The sequence below is a fragment of the Buttiauxella noackiae genome, from assembly GCF_000737905.1.
GTDB classification, from domain to species: Bacteria; Pseudomonadota; Gammaproteobacteria; order Enterobacterales; family Enterobacteriaceae; genus Buttiauxella; species Buttiauxella noackiae.
On the sequence record NZ_JPRU01000003.1, the window covers coordinates 368,736 to 382,598 of the forward strand.

Here is a 13,863-nt window from a genome sequence, read left to right on the forward strand (position 1 = left end):
ATAAGCGAAGCGTTATCCACTAGCCATCTCGAAAGGGAAAATTATGAGCCATAACGAGACAATCGTTGCCCAGGCGACACCGCCGGGACGTGGTGGAGTCGGTATCCTGCGCGTCTCAGGCCTGCAAGCTCGTGAAGTCGCGCAAGCGATTCTGGGTAAACTCCCTAAACCACGCTATGCCGATTACCTGCCATTCCGTGATGCAGACGGCAGCGTGCTCGATCAAGGCATCGCGCTGTGGTTCCCTGGGCCAAATTCCTTCACAGGTGAAGACGTGCTGGAATTTCAGGGGCACGGTGGCCCGGTTATCCTCGACTTGCTGTTAAAACGCATTCTGGCGCTCCCAGGGCTGCGTATCGCAAGGCCTGGTGAGTTCTCTGAGCGGGCATTCCTGAATGACAAGTTGGATTTGGCGCAGGCAGAGGCGATTGCTGACCTGATTGATGCCAGTTCCGAGCAAGCCGCTCGTTCAGCATTAAATTCTTTGCAGGGCGCTTTCTCCGCCCGCGTAAACCATCTGGTCGAAGCGCTGACTCATCTACGCATTTACGTAGAAGCAGCGATTGATTTCCCGGATGAAGAAATAGACTTCCTCTCTGACGGCAAAATTGAAGCGCAACTAAACCAGGTGATTAACGATCTGGACGCTGTTCGTGCCGAAGCACGCCAGGGAAGTTTGCTGCGCGAAGGGATGAAGGTAGTGATTGCTGGCCGTCCAAACGCCGGGAAATCAAGCCTGTTGAACGCCCTTGCTGGTCGCGAAGCAGCGATTGTGACGGATATTGCCGGAACAACCCGCGATGTATTACGTGAACATATCCACATTGATGGCATGCCGCTACACATCATTGATACCGCAGGTCTTCGCGAAGCAAGCGACGAAGTTGAGCGTATTGGTATCGAACGTGCGTGGAATGAGATCGAACAAGCTGACCGCGTACTGTTTATGGTTGATGGCACCACCACCGATGCCACAGACCCTGCAGAAATCTGGCCAGACTTTATTGCACGCTTGCCAACACGTTTGCCCATTACAGTTGTACGTAACAAAGCAGACGTGACTGGCGAAACGCTGGGCCTGAGCGATGTGAACGGTCACTCACTAGTACGCCTTTCTGCACGTACCGGTGAAGGCGTTGATGTGCTGCGCGATCATCTAAAACAGAGCATGGGCTTTGAAACCAATATGGAAGGCGGCTTCCTGGCGCGTCGTCGCCACTTACAGGCGCTGGAACAGGCGGCAACCCACCTGCAGCAAGGGAAAGCACAGCTGCTGGGCGCATGGGCCGGGGAGTTACTGGCTGAAGAGCTACGCCTTTCTCAGCAAAGCTTAAGTGAAATCACTGGCGAATTTACCTCTGATGATTTGCTCGGACGCATCTTCTCCAGCTTCTGTATCGGTAAGTAATCTAAAAAGTAAGCGTGTGCTCACTTTTTGCTCATCCCGCAGTATATCCAGTATTGCGGGATTTTTTGCCATTTTGTCTGGTGCTTTAAAAGCTAAATATTCATAGGGTTGATCTATTGACGCTTTTTTACACACACCTGTCCGTGCGTTTGTGCTTTAAAAAACCTACAATCGATCGCTAAGTACTGTGTCCATTATCAAGGAGAGACAAATGGCAACGCACTTCGCAAGATGTACGCTCAATCAGAAATACCCCTTTTCTAGCCGACTGAATAAAGAGTGCCAGACTGAAGCTCTGCAAATGCCAGAGCATCGCCGCACACGGTATTTAGCCTCTCGTAGCCTACTAGCTGAATTACTGCATATGCTTTATGGCATTCAACAGCTACCGAGAATAGTTGCCACTGCAACTGGGCGCCCACACTTTGCCGATCCTTCATTAATGGACTTCAGCATTGCCTATGCCGGAAACAACGTCGCCGTTCTGATAACAACCGAAGGCCGCTGTGGATTAGATATTGAGATTAACCAGTCTTTTGGCCATCTCCCATCTGTCGCCTCAGGCTCTACTTTTCGCAGTAATGAATCCATCTGGATAAACAATCAAAAAAACCCAGGTGAAGCTCGCGCACAACTACGCACATTGCATCAAAGCACTTTTAAACTGACAGGCCGCGAAGAAAGTTTGCAACTCCTGCCTGGGGCCGGGCGAATACGTGCTAGCGACCAATCAGAAATTGAAGCGATCAGCGATGTGGAAGGGCTATTGATCTGGGGATGCGTGGTGTCACCAGCCATTGAAAAGCTCAGTTTGTGGGAATTTGAAGCCCCACAGAACTGGCATAGCCTGGGAGATGTCAAATCTCGCTATCAGGATCCCAATGGCAGCATTATTCGTTTAACCAGCATGTCGTCAGAAAAAGTGTTATATCAAAACTGATCGTTCCCGAACGTACTGACACCAAGGAGTATTTATGTCCGACACGTTAAAGATAGTCACGTTATTAGGCAGCCTGCGTCATGGTTCATTCAACGCTATGGTTGCTCGTACTTTGCCAGGAATCGCTCCTGCGGGAATGAGCATCGATGCGTTGCCGTCGATTAAAGACATTCCTTTGTATGACGCCGATGTGCAGCAAGAAGAGGGTTTCCCATCAAGCGTTGAAGCCATTGCCGAACAAATTCGCGCCGCAGACGGTGTGGTGATTGTCACGCCGGAATATAACTACTCGGTACCGGGCGGGCTGAAGAATGCCATCGACTGGCTATCTCGTTTACCTGAACAGCCTCTGGCAGGAAAGCCTGTGCTGATTCAAACCAGTTCAATGGGTGCAATCGGCGGCGCACGTTGTCAGTACCATCTACGCCAGATTCTGGTGTTCCTCGACGCGATGGTGATGAACAAGCCAGAATTTATGGGTGGTGTGATTCAGAATAAAGTCGATACGCAAACAGGTGAAGTAGTTGATCAAAGCACACTCGATCATCTGGCTGGGCAACTGGCTGCATTTGGTGATTATATTCAGCGAGTTAAAAGTTAATTCGCTAATGCGCGCCACATAGTTTCAAAGCCTAACGCTTTAAAATCGCCAGCCCGTTCCGGTTCTCGGCTGGCGAACTCCATGGTCGTCTCTGCCAGTGAAGAAAAAATGGCATCACTAAACGCGCGATACGGGCCGCTACTAAAAGCCTTCAGTATCGATTGCGAACAAATTTCATGCATTTCCGGGAACATCTCCGCCACTTTCTGCTTGGTTTCTTCGCCTATTTTATCGCTCACCGCTAATTGACGGATCGCCCTGTGGGCTTGCGAATTGCGGATTGCCCAGTCGATATAACTGTTCCAGATATAACGGGTATATTCTTTCGGGTCTTTCAGTGTACGGTCGAGATTCTCCTGCATTGAAAAAAGTAAGCCCTGTTTCAAATGCAGGTACAGCTCGTTGAGCAAATCGTCCTTCGTGGCAAAATAGCGAAACAGTGTGCCTTCTGCCACACCAGCAGCACGAGCAATCTGAGCAGTAGACGCAACAATCCCCGCCTGGCCAATAGCGATAGTCGCCGCTTCCAGTATCGCCAGTTTCTTATCTTCACTCTTCGGACGAGCCACAACATTTTTCCTCATTCACACCAAAACACAAATTGAATCACGCAAGCTACGGCACTGCAACGCGCAATGTCAGCGATTGAAAATGATCTTGACGGTTATCACGCCCCATCTATAATGAGTGCTTACTCACTCATTATCAAATTTATTAGCATCGTGCCAGCGGATGGGACGAACATGCAGGCCAGGAAATGAAACGTCTCTCCCTATGCGCGGTTATTATTATGTTGATTGCAACAGCAGCCAGTTTGCCTTTTGTCCTGAATGCCGGTTTTGGTCAGGCTCCGCAAGGTGAAGGTTTAAGCTTAGTTGAACGTTCTGCAAATTACGTGGACGGGCAGTTCCGCAACCAGGTTCCAACTCTCGGATATACCGGGCAGAAAAGTAAGCTGGCGGCATGGTGGGGGTTTTTAACCACACGAACTGAAAATGCACGCCCACAGCATTCGCTGCCTTTGGTGAAAACCGATCTGGCGAGCTTGCCGCTGGAGCAGGACACCATGGTCTGGCTCGGCCACTCCTCGTGGTACATCCAGCTCGCCGGCAAACGTATTCTGATCGACCCGGTATTCAGTAATTACGCCGCCCCTTTTTCATTCCTGAATAAAGCCTTTCCAGGGGATTACCCATGGAGTGCGGAGTCGATGCCTGAAATCGATCTGCTGATTATTTCCCACGACCACTACGATCATCTGGATTACGCGACGATTAAAGCGCTGAAACCAAAAATCCGCCAGGTGATCACGCCACTGGGCGTCGGTTCACATCTGCGCTATTGGGGCATAAATAGCGAGATCATTCACGAAAAAGACTGGAATCAGTCGGTAAAAGTTTCAAATGGGCTGACGGTCCATGTTCTGCCCGCCCGTCACTTCTCCGGTCGTAGCCTGAAGAGCAACCAGACTTTATGGGCGAGTTTTATGTTTGTAACTGATGACCACAAAGTCTATTACAGCGGTGATACCGGCTACGGGCCTCATTTCAAAACGATTGGCGAACAGTTTGGTTCTGTTGATCTTGCCATCATGGAAAACGGCCAGTACGACGAGGACTGGAGCAATATTCATATGATGCCGAACGAAACTGCGCAGGCAGCCGTTGATTTGAACGCACGCGCCGTGTTGCCGGGCCATGCGGGTCGTTTTGTGCTGGCTAAGCACACCTGGGATGCACCCTACAAAAGCCTCGCAGCAGCCAGTGCTGATAAAGATTTTCGCCTGTTAACACCAAAGCAGGGTGAGCCTGTATTGGTGAACGACAACGCACAACAATTTAGCGCCTGGTGGGAATCGACCAGTGCCATGTAAGCGAACCGCGCAGGGGGATAAATGACAATTTCAGCCCAGGTTATCGACACCATTGTTCAGTGGATTGACGACAATCTGCATCAACCATTACGTATTGATGATATTGCCGATCACGCAGGTTATTCAAAGTGGCACTTGCAGCGGTTGTTTATGCAGTACAAAGGCGAGAGTTTGGGGAGATATATTCGTGAGCGCAAACTTTTGCTGGCTGCACGTGATTTACGCGATACCGATAACAAGGTTTACGACATTAGTTTGAAGTATGGCTTTGATTCACAGCAGACGTTTACGCGGATATTTACCCGCACATTCCATCAGCCGCCGGGCAGGTATCGCAGGGATAATCATACATTGAACGGGTAAGTATTAGCGCCATCCGCCAAATGTATCGGAGGATGACGCTACGCTTACTCTAAGAAGCACGGTTAATAAGTAGGCCGGATAAGCAAAGCGTCTCCGGCAAAACCAATTAATGTGAATCGATAAAGACGATTTTAAGAACAAACAGCAGCGCCACAACAATCACGCATGGGCTAATTTCACGCCAGCGGCCTGTGCCAAGTTTCATCACACAGTAAGAGATGAAGCCCAGTGCGATACCTTCTGTGATTGAGAAGCTAAATGGCATCATCACTGCAGTAATAAACGCTGGAACGGCTTCAGTCAGGTCATCCCACTTCACGCGCGACAGGCTGGATGTCATCAACACGCCAACGTAAATCAGTGCGCCTGCTGCTGCATATGCCGGAACCATACCCGCCAGCGGTGACAGGAAGATAACCAGCAAGAATAACAGGCCAACGATAACCGCAGTCAGGCCAGTGCGCCCGCCAACAGACACGCCAGAAGAGCTTTCGATATACGCGGTAACGGAAGATGTCCCGATAAATGCACCCGCAACAGAAGAGACGCTATCAACGTACAGCGCTTGCTTCATGCGTGGGAATTTCCCTTTTTCGTCGGCAAGCCCTGCTTTATCTGTCACGCCAATCAGCGTACCAGATGAGTCAAACAGGTTAACCAGCATAAAGGAGAAGATAACGCCTGCCAGACCAATGTTCAGTGAACCGGCTAAATCAACCTGGCCCACAACAGACAACACACTTGGTGGCGCGGAGACAATACCGTGATATTGAACATCACCCATCATCCAGCCCAGCAGAGTAGTCACAACGATTGAGACCAACACAGCTGCGTGAATGTTACGCGAAGCCAGGATTGCAATGATAAAGAAGCCCAGCGCGCCCAGCAGAACGCTGTGCGAAGTCAGGTTACCAATGGTCACCAGGGTATCTTTGTTCGCTACGATAATACCGGCGTTTTTCAGCCCCATCATACCGATGAACAGACCGATACCACTGGTAATACCGATACGCAGACTCACCGGAATATTGGCAATCATCCAGTAGCGAACGCGGAAAATGGTCAGCAGCAGCAAACCTACGGCACCCCAGAAAATGGCGCCCATGCCGACTTGCCAGGAGATCCCCATCGCGCCAACCACCACAAAGGCGAAGAACGCGTTCAGACCCATGGCCGGTGCCAGTGCTACTGGCAGGTTGGCGAAAATACCCATCAGGATGCTACCTAATGCGGCAATCAAACAGGTGGTGACAAAAACGGCCTGGGTATCCATACCAGCGGCGCCAAGGATCTGCGGGTTGACGAAAACGATATACACCATCGTCAGGAAGGTCGTAAGACCGGCGATCACTTCAGTGCGGGCCGTGGTGCCGTGTTCGCGCAGTTTAAACACGCGCTCGAGCAGCCCCGGATTTGCGGCCGGAGTAGATTGTGGTTGGCTCATTAGTCTTAATTCCGAACATTGAGAGGGAAAATCCGTCGCTATCCTATACCAAAAATTACAAAACATGATGACCAACACAGATTTTTTTTCATTGAATTTTCTTATACGGCAACGATTGCGTGCCACAAAAATTGCGCAAATTGGGTAAGATGGCCGTTCACTCTTTAATAAGGAAGCGGTATGTCCCGGATAGATGCGGTGTTCTTCGACTGCGATGGCACGCTGGTTGATAGTGAGGTTATTTGCTCCAAAGCCTACGTACATATGTTTGCGCAATACGGCATTGAACTTGCGCTTGAGGAGGTTCACAAAACCTTTAAGGGTATAAAGCTCTACGAGATTATCGATACTATCAACGCCCAATATGGCGTGAATCTGTCAAAAGAGGTGCTGGAGCCTATTTATCGCGCTGAGGTTTCGCGACTGTTTGACAGCGAGCTGGTGGAGATTGAAGGAGCCGCCGCGTTAGTCGCGCAAATCAAAGTGCCGATGTGTATCGTCTCCAACGGCCCTGTCAGCAAGATGCAGCATTCGTTGGGCAAAACCGACATGCTTCACCATTTCCCGGACAAATTGTTTAGTGGCTACGATATTCAGGCGTGGAAACCCGATCCGGCATTAATGTTTCATGCTGCAGATGCCATGCGCGTGGATGTGAAGAACTGCGTGCTGGTAGATGATTCAATGGCGGGTGCGCAATCAGGAATAGCCGCAGGCATGGAAGTTTTTTATTTCTGCGCCGACCCGCATAACAAGCCGATTGACCATCCGAAAGTGACAACTTTTACCGATTTAGCGCAGTTGCCGGAGTTATGGCGTGCGCGAGGCTGGAATATTACGGGTTAAAGAAGATGGCGGATGGCGCAAGCTTATCCGCCCTACAACTACCGCGCAGGCACGGCAATCCTCCCACATTTTACCCTAACTACAGAATTAGCCTCTATTAGCTCTTTCCGTGCATGAACGATTGATTTCTCACGACTCCAGTCAGAAATACCATGTACTTTGAATGGACTAAGATAGAAACATTCTCTGGCGGAGTTTATAAAACCCTCGTTTTATTTACTCGCCTGGCATACCCAAAGATGTACCTGGCGTACGATCTCGTACGATTGGGCTTCAAACTCTTTTAGGCACACCATCTTTTAGTGTTTTTACCACGGACATAAGACATGTCTTGCCTGGTGCTTTATTTGAAAGTTTAATAACCTTAATTTAAAAATGGGAACAGGGAACATGGATGTTCAGGTTACTAAGAGCATGGGATGCAGAAAGAGAGCTTTCTCCGGCTGATTTTCAGTACATTTTGTCTCCGCGGGATGCTTTCAGCCAGGCGCGAATATTCTACGAAATCAGTAGCGATCATTATCATTACCCCGACAACATTTCCTGCCATGACGTCCCCCGACGCAAAAGCGGAAATCTGAGCCTGTTTTCCGCGCCTGATAAGCGCCGTCAGAGGGGTTATGCCGATAACGTTTACGACGATACGCAGCGAAATATCGACGAGGGCTGGATCATCGGCATCGACACTCACGCCCAGTGGGATAATCGCCGCAATCCATTCTATTTCGATGAAGACAGCAATCTGGTCTACGACTGTTTTATGGATCACTATCACGAGTGGTTCGAAAGTGAAGTGAGAAAGGCTTATGAAAAGTGCCTTAACAACCACAACGGACGTAAACCCGCACCGACTGTGAAGCAGGCATATTACGGCGATGCACCAGTGCAACACGCACAGGCAGCGAAAACCATCAACAGCAAAGCTGCGGGACGGCTTCTGGCGGCTGGTGGTATTTATAACGGTAATATAGAAGGATTTCATGACACTGCGCAGCAGCTTGGTGGCGATGCACCAGCGGGTTACGATCAGGTCATGGATAACAAAGGCCTGATTATTGCGGGTGCATCTGTTGCTGCTGGCGCGATGATGGGGAGAATACCAGTTTCGGAACTGGAAGAACTTGGGAAAACCATCCCAAATGGAGCCACAGCAAACAAAAATGGGAATTTGATATCAGAACTAAAGGATGTAACTCAAAAACAACTTGATAAAAAATTCAAACACGCCATTGATTTTGGTGTCACTTCAACCAAGAAGAACCCTGAAACTTTAGGTTATTTTCACGATGCTATAAAATCTCATATGAAAGATACCGACACCTTTAAACTCGGAACTTATGGATTTGTAAAAGACTCAAATGTGTTCTTTAACCCAAATAGTAATAGTGCCGTTGTTCTGGGGGAGTCTGGTAATTTCATTACAGGATTTAAACTTGATTCAACATCAGCTCAATATGATAACTACATAAAAAACGGGATATTACGATGAGCATTTCAATTTATACATTTACAAAGTCATTTGCTAACGAAAGACTTTCTGCTGATGAGTTCGTCAATGCCTATATGGAGCTATGGCGGATAGAGCGAGATAACAAACAATTATCACAAGATAATCAAGATTTGAGCGAGTACTTATCCAGTGTGTTTTGCTTGGCTGACTCATACAACCCAGAAGATGATAGAGATGATCATGAAATTGATGAGAATAAACTTCGTGAACAAATCATATCAATGATTAACTCATTTGAGAGTAAACATCCAAAAAATATCTAAAGTAAATCAAAGCATAGGGAGCTTCAATCTTAGTTACGTTGCCCACCTCAGACAAATAGCCCGCGATAGCGCAATGCCGCTCCCTAAACTGCGGCACTATAACGGCTTCCACTACAGGGAGCCGTTTTCCTATGCCACTTCTCAACGACCTGCTCTATTTCCACGACCACCCGCTCATGCCGCCACCTTCTGCACAGCTTTTCGCAGAGCACCTTCCGGCTGAGTGGATACAACATTGCCTGACGCTTTAGCACGCCACGGTTCGCCGTCGTCGTCTGCCCGGTGATAGGGTTATCTGGATGGTGGTTTCTATGGCATTTTTCCGCAATGAACCCATTACCGTTCCACGCATGACAACGATTTTTGTTAAGTGAGATACAGGCCATGAGAAGAGAAGAGTTTGAAGTAGTTGTGTTAGCCGAAGATTTGCCGGATGAAGGTTTAACTAAAGGCATGGTGGGTGCCATCGTATTTATTCATGAAAAACCAAATCTGGCTTACATGGTTGAATTTGTTGATGATGAAGGGCGAACTATTGCGATGCCTGATCTTTTACCTGAGCAAGTAACGGATTATATCCCGCAAGAATAATTACAGGATTGCGGATTTACCATAACATCCGATACCTGCCCCACCGGATCACCACGGATGGCGTTTCCGGTGTATTCAAGGAAAAAGATCCACCTTAAAACAGAGTCTTTGTTGCCCAATTTCGACGGATTCAGAAACGTTGCGTGAATATTGTGTGGCGCTAACGATAGTGCTGTTAAATCATCAGGAGTCAGCGGAACAGAAGGCTCACATCACGGGAATGTTATTTGAAATGGTGAATCTGCTGGTCGACGACTTAAAAGCACCACGTTTTATTGATACTGGTGAGGGGTTGGCGATGATTAGCGGAGAGAAGGTTTCAGCAATTCATTAAGTTAGAAGAGTGGATAAAACCCCTCTCCTAATGGAGAGGGAACTGATTAAGTCAGATGAGGCAATAAATCACTCTTTCGGATCTTTACCCGCCAGCAACTTATCCAACTCGTCACCACCGACATGACGGAAGTCCTGGCCTTTAACGAAGTAGAAAATAAACTCGCAGATATTCTGGCAACGGTCGCCAATACGCTCAATAGAACGCGCACAGAACAGCGCAGTCAGCACGCTTGGAATGGTGCGTGAGTCTTCCATCATATAAGTCATCAATTGGCGCACGATGCCTTCATATTCCTGGTCAACTTTCTTATCTTCACGATAGATACGCACTGCTTCATCGAGATCCATTCGCGCAAAAGCATCCAGCACATCATGGAGCATTTGCACGGTATGGCGGCCTAAGGATTCCAGGCTAACCAGCAACGGTTGGTGCTGCTGGGAGAATTTCTCCAGCGCCGTGCGGCAAATTTTATCGGCTACGTCACCGATACGTTCCAGCTCAGAAATTGTTTTGATGATGGCCATTACCAGGCGCAAGTCACTGGCGGTTGGCTGGCGTTTCGCAATGATGCGTACACAGGCTTCATCGATCGCGACTTCCATCATATTGACTTTCTGGTCGCCTTCGATAACGCGCTTCGCCAGCTCGCCATCTTGATTGTGCATGGCGGTGATGGCATCAGAAAGCTGTTGCTCCACCAGCCCACCCATGGTCATCACCTGAGTGCGGATATATTCCAGCTCGGCATTAAACTGGCCGGAAATGTGTTTGTTGAGATTGAGGCTATCCATTGTATTCTCCCGTTGCCCGATAGATTTTAGACAGTAACAAGGCGGCAACTGAGCGAATCCCCAGGAGCGTAGAAAACTACGTGACTGGGGTGAGCAAAGGCAGCCAACACAGTTACAGGCTGAAAGATAAAGGGCAAATCAACCGTAACGGCCAGTAATGTAATCTTCGGTTTGTTTTTTCGCAGGGGTGGTAAACAGCGTATCGGTTTCGCTAAATTCAATCAGCTCACCCAGGTACATAAACGCTGTGTGATCTGAACAACGTGCCGCCTGCTGCATATTGTGGGTAACGATAACCACGGTGTAATCCTGTTTCAGCTCTGTGATCAGCTCTTCAATACGACCGGTAGAGATTGGGTCGAGCGCTGAACATGGCTCATCAAGCAGCAACACTTCCGGGCGAATCGCAATACCACGCGCAATGCACAGACGCTGCTGCTGGCCACCGGAGAGACTGTATCCGCTCTGGTGTAATTTATCTTTGGTTTCATTCCACAATGCGGCTTTGGTCAAAGCCCACTGCACGCGCTCGTCCATGTCGCTGCGTGACAGTTTTTCAAACAGGCGCACGCCGAACGCGATGTTGTCATAAATCGACATCGGGAATGGCGTCGGCTTCTGGAATACCATGCCGACTTTGGCGCGCAATAAGGCGATATCCTGGCTCTGGGTGAGGATGTTTTCCCCATCCAACAGAATCTCACCTTCGGCACGCTGCTCCGGGTAGAGCGAGTACATTTTGTTGAATGTACGCAGCAGGGTGGATTTGCCACAGCCTGACGGGCCAATGAATGCGGTAACCTGGTTCTTAGCGATATCCAGATTGATGTTTTTCAGGGCATGGAACTTACCGTAATAGAAGTTCAAATCACGAACCTGAATTTTGTCTGGGGTAGTATCGACCATACTCATCTGTTTCTTAATCTCCATCCGACGCCGCCTTTGCCGCGTCGCAAAATTTAACCGTGTTTACTCTTTGAGAAAATCACTCGCGCCAGAATGTTCAGCAGCAGCACACAAAGGGTAATAATCAGAACGCCAGCCCAGGCTAACTGTTGCCATTCGGCAAACGGGCTCATTGCAAATTTGAATATCGTGACCGGCAAGTTAGCCAGTGGCTGCATCATGTCGGTGCTCCAGAACTGGTTGGAGAGAGACGTGAACAGCAGAGGGGCCGTTTCACCCGCGATACGTGCAATCGCCAGCAATACCCCGGTAATAATCCCGGAAACAGACGCTTTGAGCGTAATCGCGGAAATCATTTTCCACTTTGGCGTACCAAGTGCGTAAGCCGCTTCGCGCAGGCTATCTGGCACCAGTTTCAGCATGTTTTCGGTAGTACGAATAACGATTGGCACCTGCAACAACGCCAGCGCAATCACCCCAGCCCAGCCGGAAAAGTGCTGCATTTTCGCGACAACAATGGTGTAGACAAACAGACCGACGACGATTGATGGTGCAGAAAGCAGGATGTCGTTTATAAAACGAATGATTTCAGCCAGTGCGGATTTGCGTCCGTACTCCGCCAGGTAGATACCCGCCATGATGCCCAGCGGCGTCCCGAATACGGTCGCCCACAGGATTAACAGGCCACTGCCCGCAAGGGCGTTGGCTAAACCACCGCCTTCCGTATTTGGTGGAGGCGTCATTTCGGTAAACAGCGCAATCGACATGCCGTCGATACCGCGAGTCACCGTTGAGAACAGGATCCACACCAGCCAGAACAGACCAAACGCCATCGTTCCCATTGAGAGTGTCAGCGCTATGCGGTTTTTGAAGCGGCGCTTCGCCTGCATTTTGCGGCGAGATTCAGCTAAAGCGGCGCGGCTTTGCATTTCCATTGTTGTCATGAGCGCGCTCCTTCATTCTTCGCCAGACGCATAACCATGAACTTAGAGATAGCCAGTACGATAAAGGTGATAACAAACAAAATCAGGCCAAGTTCCATCAGCGCTGCGGTGTGCAGGCCAGATTCCGCTTCAGCAAATTCGTTCGCCAGGGCAGACGTAATACTGTTGCCCGGCATATACAGCGATGCATTATCGAGTTGATAGGTGTTCCCGATGATAAAGGTCACTGCCATGGTTTCACCCAGAGCACGACCCAGACCCAGCATCACACCGCCAATCACACCATTTTTGGTGAACGGTAAAACAATGCGCCAGATAACTTCCCATGTGGTGCAGCCAATACCGTAGGCCGACTCTTTCATCATCACAGGGGTTTGTTCGAATACATCGCGCATAACGGCTGCAATGTAGGGAATGATCATAATTGCCAGTATCACGCCTGCGGCAAGAATACCGATACCAAACGCAGGGCCTGAAAACAGTTCACCAACAATCGGCACAGAAGAGAGCACGTTGCCGACAGGTTCCTGGAAGTATTTCGCAAACAGCGGAGCAAAGATGAACAGACCCCACATGCCGTATACGATACTTGGGATAGCAGCCAACAGTTCAATGGCAATACCCAGCGGGCGACGCAGCCAGTTTGGTGCCAGTTCCGTCAGGAAAAGGGCGATACCAAAACTCACAGGCACAGCAATCAGCAGGGCAATAAACGAAGTCACCAGCGTGCCGTAAATCGGAACCAGTGCACCGTAAATATCGTTAGGAGCATCCCACTCTTTGGTCCACAAAAACGAGAAACCAAACTTCTGAATACTCGGCCAGGAGGAGATGATCAGGGAGATGATGATGCCGCCCAGCAGAAATAGCACAATCAGCGCAGCCAGTTTTACCAGCGCACTGAAAATGACATCACCTTGTTTACCAGGGGACTTGAACGTCGGCTTACTTACCGCCATAGCTTACTCTTTAAGTTTAAATACATTTCTTACAACATGTCGGATGTCGCTTACGCTAATCCGACCTACGAAAAGCAATTGTAAGGC

The 13,863-nt window shown here is 49.2% G+C and carries 16 protein-coding genes and 1 pseudogene; 11 read left to right on the forward strand and 6 right to left on the reverse strand.

The genetic code is table 11. The features are described 5' to 3' along the window. Nucleotides 1-43 precede the first annotated feature (43 nt). The 3 genes from mnmE (at nucleotide 44) to IX31_RS17570 (ending at nucleotide 2,949) form a co-directional block, all read left to right on the forward strand. Nucleotides 44-1,408 (forward strand): tRNA uridine-5-carboxymethylaminomethyl(34) synthesis GTPase MnmE, encoded by a 1,365-nt coding sequence (gene mnmE / locus IX31_RS17560; RefSeq protein WP_034460671.1) that lies wholly within the window; start codon nucleotides 44-46, stop codon nucleotides 1,406-1,408. Nucleotides 1,409-1,619: 211 nt separating this feature from the next. Beyond that, nucleotides 1,620-2,348 (forward strand): 4'-phosphopantetheinyl transferase family protein, encoded by a 729-nt coding sequence (locus IX31_RS17565; RefSeq protein ID WP_034460672.1) that lies wholly within the window; start codon nucleotides 1,620-1,622, stop codon nucleotides 2,346-2,348. A gap of 34 nt (nucleotides 2,349-2,382) precedes the next feature. Next, nucleotides 2,383-2,949, forward strand: coding sequence for an NADPH-dependent FMN reductase (locus IX31_RS17570; protein ID WP_034460673.1), 567 nt, complete (start codon nucleotides 2,383-2,385; stop codon nucleotides 2,947-2,949). Here the strand turns inward: IX31_RS17570 and IX31_RS17575 are convergent. Continuing rightward, complete coding sequence (locus tag IX31_RS17575) at nucleotides 2,946-3,518, reverse strand: TetR/AcrR family transcriptional regulator (RefSeq protein WP_034460674.1); 573 nt, start codon at nucleotides 3,516-3,518, stop codon at nucleotides 2,946-2,948. The two genes, IX31_RS17570 and IX31_RS17575, sit on opposite strands and share 4 nt — an antisense overlap. A 188-nt stretch (nucleotides 3,519-3,706) precedes the next feature. Between IX31_RS17575 and IX31_RS17580 the strand changes: the two genes are divergently transcribed. Both IX31_RS17580 and IX31_RS17585 read left to right on the forward strand, forming a co-directional pair. Then, on the forward strand, nucleotides 3,707-4,822 hold the full coding sequence (locus IX31_RS17580) for an MBL fold metallo-hydrolase (protein WP_034460675.1): 1,116 nt from the start codon (nucleotides 3,707-3,709) through the stop codon (nucleotides 4,820-4,822). Between the two features lie 21 nt (nucleotides 4,823-4,843). Next, entirely contained in the window at nucleotides 4,844-5,185 is a 342-nt protein-coding gene (locus IX31_RS17585) for a RamA family antibiotic efflux transcriptional regulator (protein ID WP_034460676.1), read from the forward strand. Between the two features lie 106 nt (nucleotides 5,186-5,291). Here IX31_RS17585 and IX31_RS17590 read toward each other — a convergent pair whose 3' ends face one another. Further along, nucleotides 5,292-6,629: an NCS2 family permease gene (locus tag IX31_RS17590; RefSeq protein WP_034460677.1), complete on the reverse strand. Its 1,338-nt coding sequence runs from the start codon at nucleotides 6,627-6,629 to the stop codon at nucleotides 5,292-5,294. Nucleotides 6,630-6,809: 180 nt separating this feature from the next. Between IX31_RS17590 and yieH the strand changes: the two genes are divergently transcribed. The 6 genes and pseudogenes from yieH (at nucleotide 6,810) to IX31_RS23450 (ending at nucleotide 10,173) form a co-directional block, all read left to right on the forward strand. Continuing rightward, nucleotides 6,810-7,475 (forward strand): 6-phosphogluconate phosphatase, encoded by a 666-nt coding sequence (gene yieH / locus IX31_RS17595; RefSeq protein WP_034460678.1) that lies wholly within the window; start codon nucleotides 6,810-6,812, stop codon nucleotides 7,473-7,475. 394 nt (nucleotides 7,476-7,869) lie between these two features. Next, entirely contained in the window at nucleotides 7,870-8,964 is a 1,095-nt protein-coding gene (locus tag IX31_RS23655) for a DUF8093 domain-containing protein (protein WP_081908676.1), read from the forward strand. After that, complete coding sequence (locus IX31_RS17610; RefSeq protein ID WP_034460679.1) at nucleotides 8,961-9,248, forward strand: colicin immunity domain-containing protein; 288 nt, start codon at nucleotides 8,961-8,963, stop codon at nucleotides 9,246-9,248. Before IX31_RS23655 ends, IX31_RS17610 begins: the two co-directional genes overlap by 4 nt. A gap of 131 nt (nucleotides 9,249-9,379) precedes the next feature. Further along, nucleotides 9,380-9,589, forward strand: a pseudogene (locus IX31_RS22520) (transposase domain-containing protein); the annotation flags it as partial. 43 nt (nucleotides 9,590-9,632) lie between these two features. Then, nucleotides 9,633-9,839: a DUF4926 domain-containing protein gene (locus IX31_RS17615; RefSeq protein ID WP_034460680.1), complete on the forward strand. Its 207-nt coding sequence runs from the start codon at nucleotides 9,633-9,635 to the stop codon at nucleotides 9,837-9,839. Nucleotides 9,840-9,978: 139 nt separating this feature from the next. Further along, a complete protein-coding gene (locus IX31_RS23450; RefSeq protein WP_157837384.1) occupies nucleotides 9,979-10,173 on the forward strand; it encodes a hypothetical protein in 195 nt (64 codons plus the stop codon). Between the two features lie 68 nt (nucleotides 10,174-10,241). Here IX31_RS23450 and phoU read toward each other — a convergent pair whose 3' ends face one another. The 4 genes from phoU to pstC form a co-directional block, all read right to left on the reverse strand. Continuing rightward, on the reverse strand, nucleotides 10,242-10,967 hold the full coding sequence (gene phoU, locus IX31_RS17625; protein WP_034460681.1) for a phosphate signaling complex protein PhoU: 726 nt from the start codon (nucleotides 10,965-10,967) through the stop codon (nucleotides 10,242-10,244). A 138-nt stretch (nucleotides 10,968-11,105) separates the two neighbouring features. Further along, nucleotides 11,106-11,879 carry a phosphate ABC transporter ATP-binding protein PstB gene (gene pstB / locus IX31_RS17630; protein ID WP_034460764.1) on the reverse strand — a complete coding sequence of 258 codons (774 nt, stop codon included), beginning with the start codon at nucleotides 11,877-11,879 and terminating at the stop codon, nucleotides 11,106-11,108. A 47-nt stretch (nucleotides 11,880-11,926) separates the two neighbouring features. Then, nucleotides 11,927-12,817, reverse strand: coding sequence for a phosphate ABC transporter permease PstA (pstA, locus tag IX31_RS17635; RefSeq protein WP_034460682.1), 891 nt, complete (start codon nucleotides 12,815-12,817; stop codon nucleotides 11,927-11,929). Further along, entirely contained in the window at nucleotides 12,814-13,776 is a 963-nt protein-coding gene (gene pstC, locus IX31_RS17640) for a phosphate ABC transporter permease PstC (protein ID WP_034460683.1), read from the reverse strand. The genes pstA and pstC overlap by 4 nt, the downstream gene beginning before the upstream one ends. Between the last annotated feature and the right edge of the window lie 87 nt (nucleotides 13,777-13,863).

Excerpts from the sequence above, each read along its gene's own strand:
- mnmE (WP_034460671.1), top strand. The coding sequence starts at position 44 with ATGAGCCATAACGAGACAATCGTTGCCCAGGCGACACCGCCGGGACGT.
- IX31_RS23655 (WP_081908676.1), top strand. The coding sequence starts at position 7,870 with ATGTTCAGGTTACTAAGAGCATGGGATGCAGAAAGAGAGCTTTCTCCG.
- IX31_RS17585 (WP_034460676.1), top strand. The coding sequence starts at position 4,844 with ATGACAATTTCAGCCCAGGTTATCGACACCATTGTTCAGTGGATTGAC.
- pstB (WP_034460764.1), bottom strand. The coding sequence starts at position 11,879 with ATGAGTATGGTCGATACTACCCCAGACAAAATTCAGGTTCGTGATTTG.
- IX31_RS17565 (WP_034460672.1), top strand. The coding sequence starts at position 1,620 with ATGGCAACGCACTTCGCAAGATGTACGCTCAATCAGAAATACCCCTTT.
- IX31_RS17570 (WP_034460673.1), top strand. The coding sequence starts at position 2,383 with ATGTCCGACACGTTAAAGATAGTCACGTTATTAGGCAGCCTGCGTCAT.
- pstA (WP_034460682.1), bottom strand. The coding sequence starts at position 12,817 with ATGACAACAATGGAAATGCAAAGCCGCGCCGCTTTAGCTGAATCTCGC.
- phoU (WP_034460681.1), bottom strand. The coding sequence starts at position 10,967 with ATGGATAGCCTCAATCTCAACAAACACATTTCCGGCCAGTTTAATGCC.
- IX31_RS17590 (WP_034460677.1), bottom strand. The coding sequence starts at position 6,629 with ATGAGCCAACCACAATCTACTCCGGCCGCAAATCCGGGGCTGCTCGAG.
- IX31_RS17580 (WP_034460675.1), top strand. The coding sequence starts at position 3,707 with ATGAAACGTCTCTCCCTATGCGCGGTTATTATTATGTTGATTGCAACA.
- pstC (WP_034460683.1), bottom strand. The coding sequence starts at position 13,776 with ATGGCGGTAAGTAAGCCGACGTTCAAGTCCCCTGGTAAACAAGGTGAT.
- IX31_RS17610 (WP_034460679.1), top strand. The coding sequence starts at position 8,961 with ATGAGCATTTCAATTTATACATTTACAAAGTCATTTGCTAACGAAAGA.
- IX31_RS17615 (WP_034460680.1), top strand. The coding sequence starts at position 9,633 with ATGAGAAGAGAAGAGTTTGAAGTAGTTGTGTTAGCCGAAGATTTGCCG.
- yieH (WP_034460678.1), top strand. The coding sequence starts at position 6,810 with ATGTCCCGGATAGATGCGGTGTTCTTCGACTGCGATGGCACGCTGGTT.